24 protein-coding genes are annotated in these 21,474 nt (G+C 60.0%); 12 read left to right on the forward strand and 12 right to left on the reverse strand.

The features are described from left to right. The first annotated feature begins 108 nt into the window (after positions 1-108). The 5 genes from ACXADQ_RS20395 (at position 109) to ACXADQ_RS20415 (ending at position 6,365) form a co-directional block, all read left to right on the forward strand. A complete protein-coding gene (locus ACXADQ_RS20395) occupies positions 109-1,443 on the forward strand; it encodes a glutamine synthetase family protein (RefSeq protein ID WP_475326112.1) in 1,335 nt (444 codons plus the stop codon). Positions 1,444-1,593: 150 nt separating this feature from the next. After that, positions 1,594-2,274, forward strand: coding sequence for a type 1 glutamine amidotransferase (locus ACXADQ_RS20400; RefSeq protein ID WP_475325840.1), 681 nt, complete (start codon positions 1,594-1,596; stop codon positions 2,272-2,274). Then, on the forward strand, positions 2,271-3,629 hold the full coding sequence (locus tag ACXADQ_RS20405) for a glutamine synthetase family protein (RefSeq protein WP_475325843.1): 1,359 nt from the start codon (positions 2,271-2,273) through the stop codon (positions 3,627-3,629). The genes ACXADQ_RS20400 and ACXADQ_RS20405 overlap by 4 nt, the downstream gene beginning before the upstream one ends. Before the next feature lie 97 nt (positions 3,630-3,726). Continuing rightward, positions 3,727-5,031: an NAD(P)/FAD-dependent oxidoreductase gene (locus ACXADQ_RS20410; RefSeq protein ID WP_475325847.1), complete on the forward strand. Its 1,305-nt coding sequence runs from the start codon at positions 3,727-3,729 to the stop codon at positions 5,029-5,031. A 116-nt stretch (positions 5,032-5,147) separates the two neighbouring features. Then, entirely contained in the window at positions 5,148-6,365 is a 1,218-nt protein-coding gene (locus ACXADQ_RS20415) for a DegT/DnrJ/EryC1/StrS family aminotransferase (protein ID WP_475325851.1), read from the forward strand. Here ACXADQ_RS20415 and ACXADQ_RS20420 read toward each other — a convergent pair whose 3' ends face one another. The 4 genes from ACXADQ_RS20420 to ACXADQ_RS20435 all read right to left on the reverse strand — a co-directional run bounded on the left by ACXADQ_RS20420 (position 6,366) and on the right by ACXADQ_RS20435 (position 10,404). Then, positions 6,366-7,331, reverse strand: coding sequence for a LysR family transcriptional regulator (locus tag ACXADQ_RS20420; protein WP_475325855.1), 966 nt, complete (start codon positions 7,329-7,331; stop codon positions 6,366-6,368). Between the two features lie 6 nt (positions 7,332-7,337). Then, positions 7,338-7,892 carry a polyhydroxyalkanoate synthesis repressor PhaR gene (gene phaR, locus ACXADQ_RS20425; protein ID WP_475325859.1) on the reverse strand — a complete coding sequence of 185 codons (555 nt, stop codon included), beginning with the start codon at positions 7,890-7,892 and terminating at the stop codon, positions 7,338-7,340. A 133-nt stretch (positions 7,893-8,025) separates the two neighbouring features. Then, positions 8,026-8,481, reverse strand: a complete 456-nt coding sequence (locus tag ACXADQ_RS20430; RefSeq protein ID WP_475325863.1) for a phasin, PhaP — start codon at positions 8,479-8,481, stop codon at positions 8,026-8,028. A 129-nt stretch (positions 8,482-8,610) separates the two neighbouring features. Next, complete coding sequence (locus tag ACXADQ_RS20435; RefSeq protein ID WP_475325867.1) at positions 8,611-10,404, reverse strand: PHA/PHB synthase family protein; 1,794 nt, start codon at positions 10,402-10,404, stop codon at positions 8,611-8,613. A 123-nt stretch (positions 10,405-10,527) separates the two neighbouring features. On the opposite strand from ACXADQ_RS20435, the gene phaZ reads away from it, so the two are divergent. After that, on the forward strand, positions 10,528-11,814 hold the full coding sequence (gene phaZ / locus ACXADQ_RS20440; RefSeq protein WP_475326113.1) for a polyhydroxyalkanoate depolymerase: 1,287 nt from the start codon (positions 10,528-10,530) through the stop codon (positions 11,812-11,814). A gap of 49 nt (positions 11,815-11,863) precedes the next feature. On the opposite strand, the gene ACXADQ_RS20445 is transcribed toward phaZ, so the two are convergent. From ACXADQ_RS20445 to ACXADQ_RS20455, 3 genes are all read right to left on the reverse strand, one after another. Further along, entirely contained in the window at positions 11,864-12,577 is a 714-nt protein-coding gene (locus ACXADQ_RS20445; protein WP_475325870.1) for an alpha/beta fold hydrolase, read from the reverse strand. A 78-nt stretch (positions 12,578-12,655) separates the two neighbouring features. Continuing rightward, complete coding sequence (locus ACXADQ_RS20450; RefSeq protein WP_475325874.1) at positions 12,656-13,105, reverse strand: VOC family protein; 450 nt, start codon at positions 13,103-13,105, stop codon at positions 12,656-12,658. Continuing rightward, a complete protein-coding gene (locus tag ACXADQ_RS20455; RefSeq protein ID WP_475325877.1) occupies positions 13,105-13,851 on the reverse strand; it encodes an alpha/beta hydrolase in 747 nt (248 codons plus the stop codon). The genes ACXADQ_RS20450 and ACXADQ_RS20455 overlap by 1 nt, the downstream gene beginning before the upstream one ends. A 197-nt stretch (positions 13,852-14,048) precedes the next feature. Here ACXADQ_RS20455 and thrS point away from each other — a divergent pair, with 197 nt between their 5' ends. The 5 genes from thrS to ACXADQ_RS20480 all read left to right on the forward strand — a co-directional run bounded on the left by thrS (position 14,049) and on the right by ACXADQ_RS20480 (position 18,937). Beyond that, positions 14,049-15,998, forward strand: coding sequence for a threonine--tRNA ligase (gene thrS, locus ACXADQ_RS20460; RefSeq protein ID WP_475325881.1), 1,950 nt, complete (start codon positions 14,049-14,051; stop codon positions 15,996-15,998). A 382-nt stretch (positions 15,999-16,380) separates the two neighbouring features. After that, complete coding sequence (locus ACXADQ_RS20465) at positions 16,381-16,692, forward strand: BufA1 family periplasmic bufferin-type metallophore (protein WP_475325886.1); 312 nt, start codon at positions 16,381-16,383, stop codon at positions 16,690-16,692. Between the two features lie 87 nt (positions 16,693-16,779). After that, entirely contained in the window at positions 16,780-17,625 is an 846-nt protein-coding gene (bufB, locus tag ACXADQ_RS20470) for an MNIO family bufferin maturase (RefSeq protein ID WP_475325889.1), read from the forward strand. Then, positions 17,622-18,365: an HvfC/BufC family peptide modification chaperone gene (locus ACXADQ_RS20475; protein WP_475325893.1), complete on the forward strand. Its 744-nt coding sequence runs from the start codon at positions 17,622-17,624 to the stop codon at positions 18,363-18,365. The genes bufB and ACXADQ_RS20475 overlap by 4 nt, the downstream gene beginning before the upstream one ends. After that, positions 18,362-18,937, forward strand: coding sequence for a DoxX family membrane protein (locus tag ACXADQ_RS20480; RefSeq protein ID WP_475325897.1), 576 nt, complete (start codon positions 18,362-18,364; stop codon positions 18,935-18,937). The genes ACXADQ_RS20475 and ACXADQ_RS20480 overlap by 4 nt, the downstream gene beginning before the upstream one ends. Here the strand turns inward: ACXADQ_RS20480 and ACXADQ_RS20485 are convergent. Both ACXADQ_RS20485 and ACXADQ_RS20490 read right to left on the reverse strand, forming a co-directional pair. Further along, the gene (locus ACXADQ_RS20485) at positions 18,894-19,262 is read right to left on the reverse strand and encodes a hypothetical protein (protein ID WP_475325901.1); all 369 of its coding nucleotides are present in this window, start codon (positions 19,260-19,262) and stop codon (positions 18,894-18,896) included. The two genes, ACXADQ_RS20480 and ACXADQ_RS20485, sit on opposite strands and share 44 nt — an antisense overlap. A 34-nt stretch (positions 19,263-19,296) precedes the next feature. Continuing rightward, positions 19,297-19,620, reverse strand: coding sequence for an ArsC/Spx/MgsR family protein (locus ACXADQ_RS20490; protein ID WP_475325905.1), 324 nt, complete (start codon positions 19,618-19,620; stop codon positions 19,297-19,299). A 214-nt stretch (positions 19,621-19,834) separates the two neighbouring features. Here ACXADQ_RS20490 and ACXADQ_RS20495 point away from each other — a divergent pair, with 214 nt between their 5' ends. Further along, positions 19,835-20,041 carry a cold-shock protein gene (locus ACXADQ_RS20495; protein WP_475325908.1) on the forward strand — a complete coding sequence of 69 codons (207 nt, stop codon included), beginning with the start codon at positions 19,835-19,837 and terminating at the stop codon, positions 20,039-20,041. 75 nt (positions 20,042-20,116) lie between these two features. Here ACXADQ_RS20495 and ACXADQ_RS20500 read toward each other — a convergent pair whose 3' ends face one another. The 3 genes from ACXADQ_RS20500 to ACXADQ_RS20510 all read right to left on the reverse strand — a co-directional run bounded on the left by ACXADQ_RS20500 (position 20,117) and on the right by ACXADQ_RS20510 (position 21,417). Continuing rightward, positions 20,117-20,404, reverse strand: a complete 288-nt coding sequence (locus ACXADQ_RS20500) for a hypothetical protein (protein WP_475325912.1) — start codon at positions 20,402-20,404, stop codon at positions 20,117-20,119. 182 nt (positions 20,405-20,586) lie between these two features. Continuing rightward, positions 20,587-20,898, reverse strand: a complete 312-nt coding sequence (locus tag ACXADQ_RS20505; protein WP_475325916.1) for an HPF/RaiA family ribosome-associated protein — start codon at positions 20,896-20,898, stop codon at positions 20,587-20,589. A gap of 108 nt (positions 20,899-21,006) precedes the next feature. Beyond that, positions 21,007-21,417: a DUF2177 family protein gene (locus ACXADQ_RS20510; RefSeq protein ID WP_475325920.1), complete on the reverse strand. Its 411-nt coding sequence runs from the start codon at positions 21,415-21,417 to the stop codon at positions 21,007-21,009. Positions 21,418-21,474 lie beyond the last annotated feature (57 nt).

Genomic DNA, 21,474 nt, shown 5'->3' on the forward strand with positions numbered 1-21,474 from the left:
ATTTGATCAAAATTTAACAATCAGGGACCAATGGCCCCCTCCAAAGCCTGCTGGCGGTAAGAATTGCTTGCGTCTGCGCGGCAAGGACGGCCTCATCGAACCATGAAGATGAACAACTGGCTGAGAAAGCACCCCGAGGTGCGCACCATCCGCGTGGCGGCGGCAGATCTGAACGGACAGGCGCGTGGCAAACGCGTGCCCACGCGATTTGCCGATAAGGTGGTCGAGGACGGCACGCGCTTTCCCATGTCCGTGCTGAACCTGGACATCTGGGGCGAGGATATTGAGAACAGCCCGCTGGTGTTTGACAGCGGGGATGCTGATGGCGTGCTGCGCCCGACCGAGCGTGGCTTTATGCCAATGCCCTGGCTGGCCGCCCCCACCGCGTTGCTGCCACTGTGGATGTATGATGACGATGGCCGCCCCTATGACGGCGATCCGCGCCACGCCCTGCGCGCCGTCGTGGAATGCTACAAGGCCATCGGCCTGACCCCCGTGGTCGCGATGGAGATGGAGTTTTTCCTGATCGACGATTCCGGCCGCGATCTGCGTATCCCGGTCAGCCCGCGCTCGGGCAAGCGGCGCAAGGGGGCTGAAACCCTGTCGATCCGCGCGCTGGATGCCTTCGACAGCTTCTTTACCGATCTCTATGACGCCTGCGAGGAAATGGACATCCCCGCCGACACCGCGATTTCCGAGGCCGGTCTGGGCCAGTTCGAGATCAACCTGATGCATTGCGACGATGCCTTGCGCGCTGCTGATGATGCCTGGCTGTTCAAGATGCTGGTCAAGGGATTGGCCCGCAGCCACGGGTTTGCCGCCTCGTTCATGGCCAAACCCTATGAGGATTACGCCGGGTCCGGCCTGCACACGCATTTTTCGCTGATTGATGAGGATGGCAAGAACGTCTTTGACGATGGCGGCGACAAGGGCACACCCATGCTGCATCACGCCATCGCGGGCTGTTTGCGGGCGATGCATGACAGCACGCTGATCTTTGCCCCCCATTGGAACAGCTATGACCGGATGGTGCCTGGCGCGCATGCGCCTACTGGTATCAGCTGGGCCTATGAAAACCGCACGGCGGCGATCCGCGTGCCCTCGGGCAGCCACAAGGCCCGGCGGTTGGAACACCGCGTTGCCGGCGGGGACGTGAACCCCTATCTGCTGCTGACGGCCATTCTGGGCGCGGCGCTGACCGGGATCGAGGATCAGCTGGCTCCGCCCGCGCCGATCACCGGCAATGCCTATGCGCTGGACATCCCACATATCCCCGACAAATGGGGCACGGCCATCGATGCCTTTGAGGGCAGCGAACATATCAAGCGCATCTTCGCCCCCGAGATGATCCGCAACATCGTTCTGACCAAGCGCCAAGAGCTGCACTACATGGATGAACTGACACCCGAGGAAAGAGTCGAGATCTACCTCGACACTGTCTGACGGCGGGGGGACCCCGCCGCGCGACCAAGGCTGCATTGCCGCAACGGGCTCAGTCCGTTATCTGGCCAGTGTCGAACCGGTATCTGACCGGCAACTGGCCGCTATCTGGTCCCATTCCGGGGGCCAGACCACCCAAGAAAATGGTGACGTATGAAAATCGGAATCCTGCAAACCGGCCATCTGCCGGACGAGATGTTGGAAACCACCGGCGACTATTCGGCCCTGTTCACCCGTCTTCTGGACGGGCATGGCTTCGTGTTTCACACATGGAACGTGGTCGACAATGAGCTGCCCGACGGGGCCGATCAGGCGGATGCCTGGCTGATCACTGGCTCGAAACATGGCGTGTACGAAGATCATCCCTGGATCAAGCCGCTGGAAACCCTGATCCGCCAGATTGCCGCCGCTGGCTTGCCCATGGTCGGGATATGTTTTGGCCATCAAATCATCGCGCAGGCCCTGGGCGGCCATGTCGTGAAATTCGATGGTGGCTGGGCGATCGGCCGTCAAAGTTATGACATGGGCGACGTGCGCTTGCAGCTGAACGCCTGGCACCAGGATCAGGTTGTCACCCGCCCCGAAGGCTCTCGTGTTCTGGCCAGCAACGCGTTTTGTGAAAACGCCATCCTGGCCTATGGCGACCATATCCTGACCATCCAGCCGCATCCCGAATTCGCCGCCTCGGAAATCCAATCCCTGTTGGAACAGCGCGCGCCCGGTGTGGTGCCCGCCCCTTTGATCAAGGACGCAACGACGGAATTACCAAACCCTGTGGACAATGCCGCTATGAGTCTCAAAATGGCATCGGTCCTGAAGGGAGAGAAGATATGAGCGATTGGATGAATTCTCTGCCCCAAGCGGCACAGGAATACCTGGCGGAACATCGGCTGGACGAGGTGGAGTGCATCGTCTCGGACCTGCCCGGAATTGCGCGCGGCAAGGCCGTGCCCGCACCGAAATTTGCGCGCCAGGACTATTTTCACCTGCCAGATTCGATCTTTTACCAGACCATCACCGGCGATTGGGGCGAGGCCGCGGGCGAAGAAGGCTTTATCGAGCGCGACATGACCCTGAAACCGGACATGAGCACCGCCACTGCCGCGCCCTGGACAGGCGACTGGACGCTGCAAGTGATCCATGACGCCTTTGATCGCAATGACGACCCCGTGCCCTTTGCCCCGCGCAACGTGCTGAAACGCGTGGTCGAGCTGTACCGCAAACAAGGCTGGGAACCCGTGGTGGCCCCGGAAATGGAATTCTATCTGGTCGCGCGCAACCTGGACCCGGCCAAGAAGATCGAGCCGATGATGGGGCGCTCGGGCCGACCGGCGGCCGCACGTCAGGCCTATTCCATGTCCGCCGTGGATGAGTTTGGTCCGGTGATCGACGACATCTATGATTTTGCCGAAGCCATGGGGCTGGAGATTGACGGCATCACGCAGGAAGGCGGCGCCGGTCAGCTGGAAATCAACCTGCTGCATGGAGATCCGGTCGCGCTGGCTGATCAGGTGTTCTACTTCAAACGGCTGATCCGCGAGGCCGCGCTGCGCCACGATTGCTTTGCGACCTTCATGGCCAAGCCGATCGCCGACGAGCCGGGCAGCGCGATGCATATCCACCACTCGATCCTGAATATCGAGGATGGCAGCAATATCTTTTCAGGGCCGCAAGGCGGGGAAACAGATGCGTTTTTCCACTTTATCGCCGGGTTGCAGAACCACTTGCCCGCAGCCATGGCGATGCTGGCGCCCTATGTGAATTCGTACCGGCGCTATGTGCGCGATCACGCGGCGCCGATCAATCTGGAATGGGCGCGTGACAATCGCACCACGGGCATTCGCGTGCCGCTGTCAGGCCCCAAGGCGCGACGAGTGGAAAACCGTGTGGCGGGGATGGATTGCAATCCCTATCTGGGCATCGCGGCCAGCCTTGCCTGTGGCTATCTGGGTCTGCTGGAGGGCAAGCGCCCCGACAAACAATTCAAGGGCGACGCCTATGACGGGCACGAGGACGTGCCGCGCGTGCTGGGCGAGGCCCTGGATCTGTTCGACGCGGCGACGGATCTGCATGACTTGCTGCACCCGGAATTCGCGCGGGTCTATTCCATCGTGAAACGCGCCGAATATGACGAATTCCTTCAGGTGATCAGCCCTTGGGAACGCGAGCACCTGTTGCTGAACGTCTGATTTCCAGTTGATCCAAAGGGGCCGCCCTTTCGGGCGGCGCTGGATATCTCGCGCCCTTCAGGGCGCTCGGGTTGGTGCGCAGACGAAAGGGATTGAGATGAACTTGCTGTATGCGAATGACGTGCGCGGGCAGTACCCGGACAGTTGGTATGCGGCCACGGCCAATGCGTGTCCCTCGTTTGAGATGTTGAAAGGGACAACGCGAGCGGATGTCTGCGTGGTTGGTGCCGGGTATACGGGGCTGTCGGCGGCCTTGCATCTGGCCGAAGCAGGGTTGGACGTGGTGCTGCTTGAGGCGCATCGGGTCGGATTTGGGGCCTCGGGGCGCAATGGCGGACAGTTGGGCAGCGGGCAGCGGCAGGATCAGGATGCGCTGGAAAGGATGGTCGGGCTGGACGATGCGCGCCATCTATGGCGCCTGGGCGAAGAGGCCAAGCAATTGGTCAAGGACCTGGTGACACGTCACCAGATCGCGTGCCATCTGCGCCCTGGTATTGCCTGGGCCGGGTCCTCGCGCAGTGATGTCGCGCATTTGCAGGACTATGCCGAGAAGATGCGTGACTCGTATGGGTATGATCAGATCCGCCCGCTGACGCGCGAGGCGTTTCACGAGATATGCCCCTCGCCCGATTACAAAGGGGGGCTGCTGGACGAAGGCGCTGCGCATCTGCATCCGCTGAACCTGGCGCTTGGACTGGCTGAGGCGGCAGCCAAAGCCGGGGTGCGTATCTTTGAGAACACCCACGTACACGGTATCGTCGAAGGAGCGCCGAACACGGTTCGCACAGATCAGGGACAGGTCCAGGCCAACCACGTCATTCTGGCGTGCAACGGGTATTTGGGCGGGTTGAACCGCAAGGTGGCCGCGCGGGTGATGCCGATCAACAACTTCATCGCGGCGACCGAGCCTTTGGGCGCCGAGGCTGCTAAGGTGCTGACGCAGGACATCGCGGTGGCGGACAGCAAATTCGTGGTCAATTACTTCCGTCTGTCCCATGATGGGCGGCTGCTGTTTGGCGGTGGTGAAAGCTATGGCGACCGCTTCCCCAAGGATATCGCGGCCAAGGTGCGCAAACCGATGACGCAGATTTATCCGCATCTGCGGGACGTTCGGATCGATTATGCCTGGGGCGGCACCTTGGGAATCACCATGAAGCGCCTGCCGTATCTGGCGCGGGTGGGCAAAACGGTGCTGTCGGCCTCGGGCTATTCGGGGCATGGGGTCGGGACGGCGACCCATGCCGGCATGTTGATGGCGCGAACCATCCAGGGCGACAGCGAAGGCTTTGATACTATGGCGAAAATCCCGACGCTTCCCTTTCCGGGGGGCGCTGCGTTTCGGACTCCGCTGATGACGTTGGCCATGACCTGGTTTGCGTTGCGGGATCGATTGGGGCTCTAGGCCGGGTGGCGCGGCCGACACGGCGCTGCAAATGATCCCTGCGTCATCGGAATTTCATTTTGAGATCGGCTCAAAGTCGTTTAACAAAACTGAAAACAGAATTCAGGAATTCCGAAATGACACTGCCTCCGAACGTGTATGACGCCGAACCGATCCCTGCAGCCGCCCATGACGAGATCGCGCGGCTGCTGCAATCTGGCGATCTGTTCCGCTATACCGCGCCGGAGAACGCGCCTGTGTCGCTTCTGGAAAAGGAATTCGCCGAATTCATGGGCTGCAAATACGCCCTGGCGGTGTCCAGCTGTTCAGCCGCGCTGTTCCTGTCGCTGAAGGCGCTTGGCCTGCCCCGCGATGCACGTGTGCTGATCCCGGCCTTTACCTTCGCGGCTGTGCCCTCGTCGATCGTGCATGCCGATTGCGTGCCCGTTCTGGCCGAAGTGGGGGAAAACTACCGCCTGGATATCGAGGATTTCGCCACCCGCCTGGACGACAACATCGACGCGGTGATCATCAGCCATATGCGCGGGCATACCTCGGATATGGACGCGATCATGGCCCTGTGCGCCGAGCGGGACATCCCCGTGATCGAAGACGCCGCCCATTCGCTGGGCACCACCTGGCATGGCAAGAAAATCGGCACCATCGGCAAGATCGGTTGCTTTTCCTTCCAAAGCTACAAGCTGCTGAATTCGGGCGAAGGCGGCATCATGATCACCGATGACCCCGATATCGTGGCGCGCGCCGTGATCATGTCAGGCGCATACGAACACAACTGGAAAAAGCACCAGTGCCAGACCGACGAAGATGCGCAAGCGCTAGCCGAGGCTTTTGGCCGCTGGCAGAACCAGCTGCCGCTGTATAACCTGCGCCTGAACAACCTGTCCGCCGCCATCGTGCGCCCGCAAATTGCCGAGGTCGCCCGCCGTGTCCGCGATGGCCGGCGCAACCACGATTATGTGGCCGAAAAACTGAATGGCTCGCCCTGGATCGAAGTCCCCGAAAAACTGGACCCCGAAGAGCGTGCACCCGATTCCATCCAGTTCAACCTGGTCGGCATGAACGAGGACGAGGTCCGCGCCTTCGAGGGGGCCGCAGCCAAGCGCGGCGTCAAGGTCCAGATCTTTGGGCTGAGCACTGACAACGCCCGCGCCTTTTGGAACTGGCAATTCATCGAGGACCTGCCCAGCCTGCCGCAAACCCGCGAGATGCTGATGAAGGCCTGCGACACCCGCCTGCCCGCGCGACTGCAACTGCCCGAACTGGACGTGATCGCCGATGCGCTGATCCGCGCGGCGCAGGACGTGATGGGCAATCTGCGCGCCTACGGCACCTGATCAGACCAGCTTCAGCAGGTTTTGCATGAACGGATAGGCCTGAATGGCCGGGGTGACCACCTCGGCCTTCAGGATCGGGTTTAACTGCGTCGCCACCTGAGCCGGAATGTCGCCCAGCATGTCCTGGCGCGCGGTGACGGTGATGGTGCGGTGCAGCTGTGTGAAGGGCAGCTCGAACACGTCCAGGCCCGGCCAGAACCGGCGCGCCCGCATCAACGCCAGGGGCGGCAGGATCGACCAGCCCGCGCCCTGTGCGACCAGTGCCAGGATCGCATGATAGCTGTCCAGCTCGAACCGATGGGACAAGGTCAGGTTCTGGCGTGCCAAATGCGCGGCCAGCATCTGCCCCATATAGTGCCGCGTCGTGTACTGCACCAATGGCAGGGATTGCAGCTGCGTCAGCACGTCCGCTGTTTTACGCACCCGCCCGACCGGCGCGACGGCCACAAAGCCCTCGGTCAGGATCGGATAGGCCTCGGCCCAGTCCGGATGGGCCCCCATTTCTGCAGCGACAACCACATCCAGCCCGCGCGCGTCCAGTTGATCATGCAGGCTGTGGCTAGCGCCGGTTTCCAGTAGAAATTGACAGCCGGACAATTGCCCCGCCAGCGCCGTCAAAAGGCTGGGGGTGACATCGGCTTCGAAATCCTCGATCACGCCCAGCCGCAGACGGGTCAGCGCGGTCATATCGGCGTTGGCCAGCTCGGCCCGTGCCAGCGCGGCCTCGTTCAGGATGGTGCTGGCGCGGCGGCGGAACATCTCGCCCGCCGGTGTCAGGCCAATGGGGCGCGCATTGCGCAGCAGCAGCGTCGCCCCGATCGCGGTTTCCAGATTGGTCAATTGCTGGCTGACGGCCGAGGGGCTGGCCCCCAATCGACGCGCAGCAGCCGAGATGCTTCGCTCTTCGGCCGTGGCGACAAACACTTCGACGCCCCAGAGCGTGATCCGTCCGGGGCTGTCGACCATCGTGTGTTACTTGCTCATCTTCGACAGCTTGGCCTGCAGATCGGCCAGCTGTTTCTTGATCTCGTCCAGGTTTTCCTCACCGCTGGAGTCTGCGGATTCATCAGCCGGACCGCTCCAGTTGTTGGACAACCCGCCAGTCATTGCCTTCATAAAGGCCTCTTGCTGCGCCTGCATGGCCTCGAACCCGGGCATGTTGGACATGGGGTTCACCTTGGACATGTTCTCCATCATCTTGGATTGACCATCGCGCAACATATCAAAGGACATTTGCAGGAACTGCGGCACGACCGAGCCCGCCGGCCCCGAATAGGTCCGCACCAGATCCGTCAGGATGTTCACCGGCAGGATGTTGTCCCCGCGGCTTTCGTGTTCAGCGATGATTTGCAGCAGATACTGGCGCGTCAGATCATCCCCTGATTTCAGGTCCACGATCTGGACTTCCCGACCTTCGCGAATGAAGCCAGCGATGTCGTCCAGCGTCACGTAATCGCTGGTTTCCGTGTTGTACAAACGACGGCTAGCATAACGTTTGATCAAAAGCGGTTTGTTGTCGTCCGACAAGGGCGGTCCTCCCAAAATGCAGCACTGCAGCAAAGCCTACGACAGGTCCGCACAAAAAGAAAGGGCGGGCTATAAAAGCCCGCCCCACGCTACGCATCAATTTTGGGAGGAGGTCGATGCGGCGATAGCGCGATTACTTCGAAGCGACTTTCTTGGCAGCTTCGGTAGCGTCTTTGGTGGCTTTCTGAACAGCGGCCGAAGCTTCTTCGGTGATGTCTTTGCCAGCAGCCATCAGCAGCTCAACGGTGTCCATTTGAACTTTCTTGGCGATCTCAGCGAAAGCAGCCATGTTTTCGGCAGCGGTTTCAGCCGAAGCCGAAGCGAAATCGGTCACAGCTTTGGCGTAGTCAGCAGGCTCGGCCTTGGCTTTGGACATGTCGGCCAGCTTGGTCAGGGTTTCTTTGGTCCACTTGGACGAGATGTCCGAGGATTTTTCAGCAGCGGTCAGAGCAACACCGGCCAGCTTTTCGTTCAGGGTCGCCTGGGTTTTGTAGGCGTCTTCGAAAGCTTTGGTGTCAACGGGGAACGAACCCATCATGTCTTTCAGAACTGCGGTGAAATCGGGTGCGGTTGCGGTCTTGGTAGCCATTTTAAAATTCCTTTGTTTGCGTTCCGGGCCCACCCCGGTTTCTGCAACTGCAAACAATATGAATGCTGCGGCGCAGCAAATCAAGAGATTTTTGCTGCGCCGCAGAATAATTTAGATTTTCAAGTGAAATCAGTCGCTTGACTTCGGCAATACATAGGTCCCAGGCGCATCACACAGGGCTGGGTGGCTCGAATCACCGGGTTCGCGGGCCGGAACCATCTTGCCCGAACGCTTGGCCAGCCAGCTTTCCCAACGCGGCCACCAGGACCCTTCATGGTATTTGGCCTTGCTCTGCCAGGCGTCAGAACTGAGCGTCATGTCGGGGTTCGTGTAGTGACCGTACTTCTTTTTATTAGGCGGGTTCACGATCCCGGCGATGTGCCCGGATTCCGACAGGATGAACGTCTTGTTCTTGGACCCCATCTGCTGGGCGCCGCGATAGCTGTCTTTCCAGGCAGCGATGTGATCGGTCTCGCAGGCGATCAGGCACACGGGCACATCCACATCGCCCAGATGCAGGCGATCATCCATCAGCTCGATACCACCATCGGCGAACTGATTTTCCTGGCAAAGCTTGCGCAGGTAATCCACGGACATCTTGGCCGGAAGGTTGGTGCTGTCGCCGTTCCAATACAGCAGATCAAAGGCCGGCGGCGCCTCGCCCAGCATATAGCTGCGGATCGCGGGGCCATAGACAAGATCATTGGAGCGCAGGAACGAGAAGGTCCGCGACATGATAAACGAGCGCAACACGCCGCGTTCATTCACCTCTTCCTCGATACCATCAATGAAATCGTTCTGCAGGAAGGGGATGAATTCACCCTGATCGCTGAAATCGGTCAGAGTCGTAAAGAACGTGGCCGATTTGACCGACTTGTCGCCACGATGCTTCATCAGCGACAGAGTCATACTGAGCGTCGTACCGGCAATACAATAGCCCACCGCGTTGACGTGATCCTGGCCGGTGATCGCCTTGACCTCGCGGATGGCGGTCAGGAATCCGTCCTCGATATAGTGTTCCAGGCCGACATCCGCATGAGATTCATCCGGGTTCACCCAGCTGACCACAAACAGGGTATAGCCCTGATCCGTGACCCATTTGATCAGACTGTTCTGTTCCTTCAGGTCGAGGATGTAGAATTTGTTGATCCAGGGCGGGAAGATGATCAGAGGCGTGGCGTGGACCTCTTCGGTAGTGGGCGCATACTGGATCAGTTCGATCATTCGGTTGCGATATATCACCTTGCCTTTGCTGGCCCCGATGTTCTGCCCCACCTTAAACGCATTTGCATCGGCCAGCCGGACCAGCATTTCACCGTCATTGGCCTCGAGATCCGCAACCAGATTCTCCAACCCGCGAACAAGGGATTCGCCGTCGGTTTCGATCGCCTTTTCCAACGCGTCGGGGTTTGTCCCCAGGAAATTGGTCGGCGCCATCATGTCGATAATCTGAGACGAGAAATACTGAAGCCGTTTTTTCTCGATGTCTTCCAGATCGTCGATTTCATTCACGGCATTCTGCAACGCCTCGGCATTCAGCATATATTGCTGTTTGACGTAATTAAAATATGGGTTGGTTTTCCAAAGCGGATTCGAAAAACGCCGATCCGTGGGTGTTCTGTCTTCGGGGGCTTCCAATTTCCCCTGCGCCAGAACCTGTTGTGCTTCGATAAAATGTTTGACCGATTTCCCCCAATACTCCAGCTGGCTTTCAAACAGGCGGGCGGGATTCTGAGACATCTCTTGCCAATAAGTGGTGGCGGCCTTCAGAAACATATCCTGATCGGGTGCGTTCAGCGTGGGGTTGGGCGGTTTTCGTCCAGACATCGCCGCGATCAACCTCTGAGAGAGCTCCTCAACCCTCGCGAGATTCGCGTTCAGGCGTTCCAAATTTTCGCCTGCGACATCCTCTTTTGTTGTCATATTAGAGATTCCCCATTATTCTCGCTGCCACGCAGCATCTTCGGTGAACAGGTTAACTGTCGTCGGTTTGGCAGGGTAAGAGATTGAAACGCAACGGCGAATGCCGTGAAAAAGGAGATCACCATGCGCTATATGGCGACATACGACCTTATGGAAACTTTGCGTAATACGAACCAATGGTTGGGTGCCTCCGCCCTGTCCATGGCATCATATCCGGTTTTCAGCATGGTGCCAAACCCTGCTTTGCAGTGGATGGCCGCTTGGGGCGAAGTTACTGAACGGACCTTCCAGCGTATGGTCGTAAAGCCTGACTGGGGCATCCGCACCTTTACCTGTGATGATGGCAAGGACCACCTGGTCAACGTCGAAACCGTGGTTCCGGGCGACTTTGGCGACCTGATTCATTTCAAGGTCATGGGCCGCGAGCCCAAACCGCGCCAGGTGCTGCTGGTTGCTCCTATGTCGGGGCATTATGCGACCCTTCTGCGTTCCACTGTTCTTAGCTTGCTGCCCGATTGTGAAGTTTACATCACCGATTGGCATAACGCCCGTGACATTCCTGTTTCTGCGGGCAAGTTCGATGTCGAAGATTACACCCTGTACCTGGTCGACTTCATGCGTCACCTGGGGCCTGACACCCATTTGATCGCCGTTTGTCAGCCCGCACCGCTGACCCTGGCCGCCACCGCCTATCTGGCCGAGGAAGATCCCGAGGCACAGCCCCGCTCGCTGACCCTGATCGGTGGCCCGATTGACCCTGACGCGACGCCCACCGACGTGACGGATTTCGGCAACCGCGTCACCATGGGCCAGCTGGAAGAGATGATGATCCAGCGTGTGGGCTTTAAATACAAGGGCGTGGGCCGCATGGTGTATCCGGGCCTGTTGCAGCTGGCCTCGTTCATGTCGATGAACGCGGATCGCCACTCCTCGGCCTTTGCGGATCAGATTCAGCGCGTGATGAAGGGCGAGGCTTCGGATCACGACGCCCACAACCAATTCTATGACGAATATCTGGCCGTGATGGACATGCCCGCCGAGTTCTACCTGTCCACGGTCGAGCGGATCTTCAAAAACTGCGAGATCGGCAAAAACGAATTCTCGATCAACGGCAAGCACGTCGATATTGGCAAGATCACGACCGTTGCGGTGAAAACCGTTGAAGGCGCGAATGATGACATCTCGGCCCCCGGCCAATGTGTCGCCGCGCTGCGCCTGTGCACCGGCCTGCCGGACGAAAAGAAAGCCAGCCACCTGGAGCCTGGCGCCGGTCACTATGGTATTTTCGCGGGCAAAAGCTGGCGCAACAACATCCGCCCGCTGGTGCTGGAGTTCATCGACCAGAACTCGGCCGCCCCCGCCAAACCGGCGAAAAAGGCCGCGCGTCCCAAGGTCGTTGCCTCGAACTAATCAGTTCAACACGGAATCTAAGAAAGGCGCGGGCATTGTCCGCGCCTTTTTAGCTGCGCAACACAAGCGGCTGTAGCATCCAACGCCGCAGCGCCGCGTTCACCTTGACGGGCTGTTCCAGCGTGGGCAGGTGCCCCGCGCCTTCAATCACCTCCAGCTCGGCATAGGGAATCAGCTCGGCCATAAAGGCGTGGCGCTTGACCGGCGTCAGCCCGTCATGTTCGCCGCACAGCACCAGCGTGGGGCATTTCACCTTGCGCAATGTCGCCTGCTGATCCCGGCGCCGTTGCAGCGCGCGGGCCTGATTGACAAACACGTCCGGCCCCAGCCCCAGCGCCATTTGCAGCAGTTCATTCATCACGGTCAGCCGCGCTGGACCGGGTGCCAGATGGTCGGGCAGCACCAATTGGCGCATGGTCTCTTCTAACCGGCCCGCTTTGGCGCCAATGATCAAAGGTTCATAGGCCGCGGCCCCCGCAGGGGTTTCGGCCAGCGCATTCGTATCCATCAGGGCCAGCCGGGTGATGCGCTCGGGCGCTTTGCGCATCAATTCCATCGCCACGATCCCGCCCATGGACAGGCCCGCCAAAGCAAAGCGTTCCGGCAGTTGGGGCAGGATGGCGTTGGCGATGTCCTCGATCCGGTCGCCGCCCGTGATCGGCGCGACCGAGACCACATGATCGCGCCCCAAATCAATCAATTGCGGCGCAAACAAACGCGCGTCGCACATCATCCCCGGAAGGAAAACCAAAGGCTCTTGCATTCCGCCTGCCCTGCCACTCACTCTATTCTATGTTCAAACAGTCGGGTGTCGCCCTGACCAAGTCAACGGCTTACACGCTCAGCCTGCCTCCGCTGAGGGCGCCTCGTAGCCGTTCCACCGAAATGCACCATCTTCGCGCAGAGGCGAAAACGGATTAAAGGCGATTTCCCAGATGTGGCCCTCGGGGTCGGCGAAATAGGCAATATGCCCGCCCCAGAACACATCATGCGGTTCCTTGAGCACCCGTGCGCCCGCGGATTTTGCAGCCTCAAAGACCTGCGAAACCTCGTCCTTGGTGCGGGTATTGCAGGCCAGGGTCATCGCGCCATGACCCAGCGCGTCGGGATCAACCCCCATGTCCCGCGCCAGATCTGCCTTGGGATACAGGCCCAGCGTCTGCCCCAGCAGGTCATACACCACCATCCCGTCGGGAGTTTCTTCCTGACGCCATCCCAGCGCGTCATAAAAGGCGGCGGTGCGGTCCATATCCTCGACGGCAAGGGTGATCAGGCTGATTCTCTGTTCCATCAGATCCGCTCCAACACGTCTGTGATCGTGGCCGTGATCAGTGGCAGGCACGTGTCATCAGAAAAGCTGTGATCGGCCCCGTCCACCAAGGTCAGACGCATATCTGGCCCCGTGGCGTGATCCAGCAGACGCAGCGCGACGGACCGTTCGACCGAGCCATCAGCCGTGCCTTGCAAGAACCGAGTCGGGAACGGCAGCGGCAGCGCATCACGCAGAACCAGATTGTTGCGCCCATCCTCGATCAGGCGCTGCGTCACGATATAGGGCTCGTCATAGTCCGAGGGCAGCGCGACCTGCCCGGTTTGCGCCATCTCGGCCTTTTGCGCATCGGTGAACCCGGCCCAGAAGCTATCCTCGGTGAAATCGGGCGCAGCGGCGATCGTGACCAGCCCGGCCACCTTTTCAGGGATGCGGCGCGTCATCAGCAGGGAAATCCAGCCCCCCATGGACGAGCCCACCAGAACCTGCGGCCCCTCGGTCAGTTGAGTGATCGCCCGCACGGCATCCTCGGCCCAGTCACCAATGCAGCCGTCCTCGAATTTCTCGGACAATTCGCCGTGGCCAGAATAATCGAACCGCAAAAAGGCCCGCCCCTGCGATTTTGCCCAGTCCTCGAGGTAAACGGCCTTGGTGCCCCCCATGTCGGATTTGTACCCGCCCAGAAACACCACGCCGGGGCCCGAGCCGGGCGTGACATGATAGGCAATGCGGCGACCGCTGGGGGTGTCTAGGAAACTGGTGCTCATGGGGGCCTCTTTGCTGGGTTTGGTGCAACTGTGCCCCAAGCGGCCAGCCGGGGAAAGAGCCCGTGGCCATTTGGACTCAGGTTTTCTGCAGCGGCCCGAGCCGGGTTGACTTGGGCTCGGTCGCGATTCAAAAGGGGGCCACACATAACCCGCAACCGGGCGTTCCGTGGGCGCCAAACTGACGAGGAGGCCAACATATGGCAAACGTCACTCTTACCTTCCCCGATGGCAATGCGCGCGAATTCGAAGCCGGGATCACCCCCGCCGAAATCGCGGCTGGTATTTCCAAATCCCTGTCGAAAAAAGCCATCAGCGCCAGCGTGAACGGTGCTCATTGGGACATGCAGTGGCCCATCTCCGAGGACGCGCAAATCGCCATCCACACCATGCAGGATGACGAACCCGCGCTGGAACTGATCCGCCACGACCTGGCCCACATTATGGCCCGCGCCGTGCAGGAAATCTGGCCCGACGTCAAAGTCACCATCGGCCCCGTCCGCGATCAGGGCTGGTTCTATGATTTTGACCGTGAAGAGCCCTTTACCCCCGAGGACCTGGGCCAGATCGAAGCGCGGATGAAGGACATCATCAACGCTCGCGAGCCTGTGAAAACCGAAGTGTGGGATCGTGCCCGCGCGGTGAAACACTATGAAGACAGCGGCGAGCCCTTCAAGGTCGAGCTGATCGACCGCATCCCCGAGGGCGAAGACCTGCGGATGTATTGGCACGGCGACTGGCAGGATCTGTGCCGCGGCCCCCATTTGCAGCACACCGGTCAGGTGCCCGCGGATGCGTTCAAGCTGACCCACGTGGCCGGCGCCTATTGGCTGGGTGACAACACCCGCCCGATGCTGCAACGCATCTATGGCGTGGCCTTCAAGAACCGCAAGGATCTGAAAGCCTGGGAAGTCATGATGGAAGAGGCCGCCAAGCGCGACCACCGCAAACTGGGCCGCGAAATGGACCTGTTCCACATGCAAGAAGAGGCCCCCGGTCAGGTCTTCTGGCACCCCAACGGCTGGAAAATCTATACCACCCTGCAAGACTACATGCGCCGCCAGCAGGAAAAAGGCGGCTATGTCGAGGTGAACACGCCTCAGGTCGTTGATCGCAAACTCTGGGAGGCCTCGGGCCACTGGGAGAAATACCAGGAAAACATGTTCATCGTCGAAGTAGACGAAGAACATGCCCGCGAAAAATCCATCAACGCACTGAAGCCCATGAACTGCCCCTGCCACGTGCAGGTCTATAACCAGGGTCTGAAATCCTATCGCGATCTGCCGCTGCGCATGGCCGAATTTGGCTCGTGTAACCGCTATGAACCCTCGGGCGCGCTGCACGGGATCATGCGGGTGCGCGGTTTCACGCAGGATGACGCGCATATCTTCTGCCGTGAAAACCAGATCGAAGAAGAGACCAAGAAGTTCATCGAATTCCTCAGCGCAATCTACAAGGATCTGGGGTTTGCCGAGTTCGCGGTGAAATTCTCGGACCGTCCTGACACGCGCGCGGGTGCTGATGACGTCTGGGACAAGGCCGAGGCCGCGCTGGCCAACGCCACCAAGGCGGCAGGCTATGAGTACGACCTGAACCCCGGCGAGGGCGCCTTCTATGGCCCAAAACTGGAATTCGTTCTGACCGATGCGATCGGCCGAGATTGGCAGTGCGGCACGTTGCAGGTGGATTTCGTTCTGCCCGAGCGTTTGGACGCGAACTATATCGCCGAGGATGGTGCCAAACATCGCCCTGTCATGCTGCACCGCGCGGTTCTGGGCAGCTTCGAGCGTTTCATCGGCATCCTGATCGAATCCAACGCGGGCAAGCTGCCGTTCTGGATCGCACCGCGTCAGGTGGTTGTGGCCTCGATCGTGTCCGAAGCGGATGACTATTGCGAAGAGGTCGCCGCCGCTCTGCGTGCCGCTGGTGTGCGCGCCGAAACCGACCTGCGCAACGAAAAGATCAACTATAAGGTCCGCGAGCATTCGCTGTCGAAAGTGCCCGCCATTCTGGCCATTGGTAAGAAAGAGGTCGAAGAGCGCACCGTGTCCGTCCGCCGCCTTGGGGAAAAGCAAACCTCGGTGCAGCCTTTGGATGATGTGGTCGCCTCACTGTCGGCCGAAGCCACACCGCCCGATCTGCGCGGCTGATCCAGCCCGCCCGAACACTTCTGGAACGCGCTGCCCCGGGGTGGCGCGTTTTTCTATGCGCTGCGCCAATTCAGCGACGGTTTCAACCGATGCAACACCATTCGGACGCGAACGTGAGCATCCCCACGCACGGCACACTCAGATCAACACCTGCAAGGCGCCACTGTAACAAACCGAATTTTTTTCGCCTTTTGGCGACGGAAAATGTTGCCGGGTCCGTAATAAACACGTCGAAAACCACCCTGTACGATCACGGGGCTCACACGCGCGCTGACGCGGCTGTGATGCACGGGCCTGTGAGTGGCCTGTGACGCCCTGGTTTTCCTAACCTTTCCCCACCGGCAACGTCCGGACGAGTTTTACATTGGAAAGGGAACCAAACATGTCCAACGCACTGAAAACCGCAGCCGTCGCAGGCGCACTGGCCGCCGCTCTGACCGCTCAGACCACCACCACCGCACATGCGATGGAAAAAGAGAAATGCTTTGGCGTTTCGCTGGCCGGCAAGAACGATTGTGCCGCTGGCCCCGGCACCACCTGCGCCGGCTCGTCGAAGGTGGATTACCAGGGCAACGCCTGGACCCTGGTCGATGCAGGCACCTGCATGGATATCGCGCTGCCCGCGATGGAAGATGGCACCATGCGCAAAGGCAGCCTGACCGCACTGGATCGCGACCTGCCGATGAAAGGCTAAGCGCCTTCTGGGGTGGGCAACCATGCCCGCCCCATTTCGCACAGGCCCATTTCGCACAGGCTCTTTTCACACAGGATCGGGGACATCATGTTTGATACGGCCAATCATTTGCCCGCCGCTGCGGGAGTTGGCTTTAAGCCGCAACACTATACCGACATTCTGGACAAATCCGGAGCGGTTCAGTGGCTGGAAATCCATGCCGAAAACTACATGGGGGATGGCGGTCGGCCGCTGGCGATGCTGCGCTATCTGGCGCAACGTTTTCCGATCTCAGTCCACGGTGTTGGCCTGTCCATCGGCGGCGAGGATGCATTGGACCCCGATCATCTGGCCCGCCTGAAGCACCTGTGTGACTGGCTGAACCCCGCCAGTTTTTCCGAACATCTGGCCTGGTCCACCCACGGGGCCGAGTTTTTGAACGATCTGCTGCCCCTGCCCTATACGGCAGCCACGCTGCGCCGAATTTGCGATCATATCGATCAGGTTCAACAGACCTTGGGCCGTCAGATGCTGCTGGAAAACCCCTCAAGCTATTTGCGTTTTGCCGCCTCGACCTATGAAGAGCCCGATTTTCTGGCCGAGATCGCCAAGCGCACGGGCTGTGGCCTGCTGCTGGACGTGAACAACGTTTTCGTGTCGGCCACCAATCTAGGATACGATCCACGCGCCTATATTGACGCCTACCCCACTGAGAAGGTTGGCGAAATCCATTTGGGTGGTCACGACGAAGACACCGATGACACCGGCGCACCGCTGCTGATCGACAGCCATGGGCGCCCGGTGGCTGATCCGGTTTGGGCGTTGCTGAGCTACACCCTGCATCAAACCGGGCCGAAACCGATCCTGATCGAGTGGGACAACGATGTCCCGGAATGGACCGAATTGCAGGCCGAGGCCGCGCGCGCGGATGCGGCGCTGAAGGTGCCCGCATGACCTCGCAATCCGAATTTCACACCGCCCTACGCGATGCCGCGTTCCCGATCCCGGCGGGCTTGCTGGACAAAGCAAAGGCCCCCGCTGGCAAGCGATTCAACGTCTATCGCAACAATGTCACCGTTTCGTTGATGGAGGCCCTGAGCGATGGGTTTCCCGCCACGGCCCGGCTGGTGGGCGAGGACAATTTCACCCAGATCGCCCGGCAATTCGTGGCCACCCACGCGCCCAGATCCCCGCTGATGTTCCTGTATGGCGATGCGTTTCCTGCGTTCCTGGCGGGGATCGAGCCGTTGGCCCATCTGGCCTGGTTGCCGGATGTGGCGCGCCTGGAATGGGCCTTGCGCGTGGCGTATCACGCCGCGGATGCAGCCCCGATAAACCCGGAAACGTTGCAGTCCCTCACGCCCGAGGCCTTTATGGCGGCCCGGTTTGGCTTTGCCCCTGCGGTCGGGCTGCTGCAATCCCAGTTTCCAGTCACGCAAATCCGCGCCTATGCGATGGATCAGGGCCCTCAACCCACCGGCGGCGCGGAAACCGTGCTGATCACCCGGCCTGACTTTGATCCTACCGCCACCCCCTTGTCCGAACCACAGGCCGCGCTGATGGCTGCCTTGCTGGACGGACATGTCCTGGGCGAGGCGCTGGAGCGCGCGCCTGACGCCGATCTATCCACCCTGTTGCCGCTGCTCATCCAGCAACAGGCCCTTCACTCACTGACTTCGGAGGCCCCAAAATGACAAGACTGTTTAGCCTTTACCACGCACTCACGGAACAGCTGAACCGCGCAGACTGGCTGTTGCCCACATTGGCGCGCTTTGTCTTTGCCGCCGTTCTGGCCATGTATTTCTGGGCCTCCGGGATCACCAAACTGGGCGACGGGATCTTTGGGATCTTCAGCCCCTCGGTCGGAGCATATGCGCAGATTTTCCCCAAAGCGTTCGAGGCCGTGTCCTATGACGCCTCGCAACTGGGGGTCTTCCATTGGGCGGTTGTCGTCGCAGGCACCGTGGCCGAGTTCATCCTGCCGCTGCTGATCATTCTGGGCCTGCTAACCCGCCTGGCCGCACTGGGGATGATCGGATTTGTCGCTGTGCAATCGCTGACGGATCTGTACGGCCACGGCGGCATCGAACACGCCGAGACCCTGGGCGCTTGGTTCGACCGCATTCCCGACAGCCTGATCCTGGATCAGCGGGCCTTTTGGATGCTGGCCCTGACCACGCTGGTGATCAAGGGCGCAGGTCCGGTCTCGGTTGATGCGCTGCTTAGAAATGGGCCTTTGGCTCGTCCGGTTTCCCAGCCGCAATAGCCAACAGCCCCCCCAGGGCGCAGAATCCGATGGGGAACATGGTGAAGACGTTGAAGCTGAAGGCGTAATACATGCCCGCCGCCGACATCAGCAACAGCACACCACCCCACAGGGCCCGCGCCTTGGCCATGGCCCCGCCCGCAATCGCCAACAGCGGCGCAAAGAAGCTGGCAAAGCGGATCAGATCGACGTTTTCGACCTGGTCCAGCATCCCGTCGAAATCCCCGACCCGCTCGACGAACTCGGTATAGCCATAGCTGAAAAAGCCGACCACCATTCCGATCAGACCACCGATAATTCCCAGGAAAAGGGCTGCGTTGCGCATGATGTTACCTCCGGTTTCCTATGACCTAGGGACGTCAGTCCGTGATGCCAAGGCTTACCTGCACGTCACGGGTCCAACCCAGGAATAATTCCCCCTCAGGGGTGCGGATCAGCGGGCGCTTCATCAACGCCGGATGGTCCGCCAGAAGCTCCAGCGCGGGGCGCGCGCGCTCGTCTTCGCTCAGCCCCCGCCACGTGGTCGAGCGGGTGTTGACCAGTTTTTCAGCGAATTTTTGCTCAGCCTGCGCCAGGAATTCAGCGTCCAGCGGCGTTTCCCTTACGTCCACCAGCTCGGCGTTTTCCAATGCTTTCAAGGCCTTGCGACAGGTGTCGCAGTTCTTCAACCCATAGATGATCATCTGTCTCTCCGTTGACACAAGTGCCTCAATAACAAGCAATTCATCGCCGCGCACGATTGTTTTGCTTGATTTTTACATTGGGCCATCAATCATCTTTCATGTGACATTGGTCTATAGGTACGTCTCGCTGCCCCGTGTATCGGTCGAACCCAACAGAACGGCGACACATGGCCCTGCATTTTCAGGGAACGACAAGGCAAAAGGAGACACGGACATGCCCAGCGGCACCGTGAAATGGTTTAATACGACTAAAGGTTATGGATTTATTGCGCCCGACACCGGCGGCAAAGATGTGTTCGTGCATATCTCGGCCGTGGAACGGTCCGGGATGACAGGGCTCGCCGACAATCAAAAGGTCGAGTACGAGCTGCAAGAGGGACGCGACGGCCGGATGATGGCGTCTGATCTCAAGGCGCTCTGACCTGCTTGGCCTGCGGGCCAATTTCCGACATCTACAGAAAGCAGCGGCCGGATACTTCCAGCCGCCGCCCTACTCTTAGTCGTAATAGCAACCCTTCTGGCCCTCGGGGCAGACGGCACGACGGGCCGGCGCGGGGCGGTGATAGCTGCGCGTGACAGGGGCCGATGTGGCCTGCTGATAGGTCATGGACTGGTTCGGCGTGCCGCAACAAATCACCCCATTGATCGAGATCGGCTGCAACCCACCGGGGCAGTAATTTGCCGTGGTCGCGTATGGATAAATCGCCGGACCATTGGCCAGCGCGGGGGCCGCAGCGCCCATCACCAGCACCGATGCCAGCATTGCCTTGTGCAGTTTCGTCATTGGAAGCTCCCTGGAAAACCGGAAAAACATATATTCTGTCGACGATGACACGGTAGATCACCGATTATCTCAGGCAAAGCGCTTATTTCGGAACACTCTGTTTCAAGAGGAGATTTCCAGTCAGTGTTGCCAAAAATGGGCGCGGCCCGTGTTGCACCCTCGGGTGGGCCGCGCCGACAGCGTCAGTGATGCGCCAGTTTACCGAATTCGGTCTCCAACCGCTGGCGCACTTTCTTGGCCGCCGCCTTAACTGCATGAGGGATATCAGCCGCGTCGTGATGGGCCGCGTAGGGGCGCAGGCCCTCGGGGCGACACTCGACCGTGGCGCGGATGTCCTCTCCCCCTTTGGGGCCGCGGGTGTCCTTCACATGCACTTCGACCCGAGTCAGGCGTTTCGCGATGGGGGCCAGAGTGTCGCGCACGATCTGTTCGCAAACCTCGGCCACGCGTTCGTCGCCATGAATGTTGTGGTCGGTGTTGATCTGGATTTGCATCCCGTCCTCCTTCTTTGTTGTGTTCAGGCTACAAAGAAGATGTGGGGCGCGGATTGATCTGGCGCAACTTCATACGCGATTTTTTACGTGCTCCTGTGCGCGAGCGGATTAGCCGAGCGTCCCGAAAGAAAGCCGAACCAGGACAACGCCCGCCCAGGCCGAGACACCCGTCAGCACACCCCCCCAAAGGGTGTCCACCGCGACTTGCTCCAGGCTCCAATCCCGTAGCGTTGCGTAATTGGTGAATTCATAGGTGCCATAGGCCAGCAGGCCCAGCAGAGCGCCGCCAACCAGGGCCGCCAACGGATCGGACTGGCGCAGCGCGGGCACGGAAACGAACCACAAAACTCCGGCGATATAGCCCAGGTAAAACAGGGCCGCAGCCCCCATCCTGAACGGGTCCGCAAACAGATGGCCGACGTGGCGCTCGAACACCGGTTTCACGATGTATTTCAGCCCCACAAGGTCCAGCAACAGGAACACCAGGGCCGTCACGGCATATAGGATCAGGATCTTCATGGTTTACCTTTGATGATTGAACGGACGACCGTTTGGGTCAGCGGGCGCAGACAGGCG

It is taken from the genome of Thalassovita sp. ABM4_323 (genome assembly GCF_056158665.1).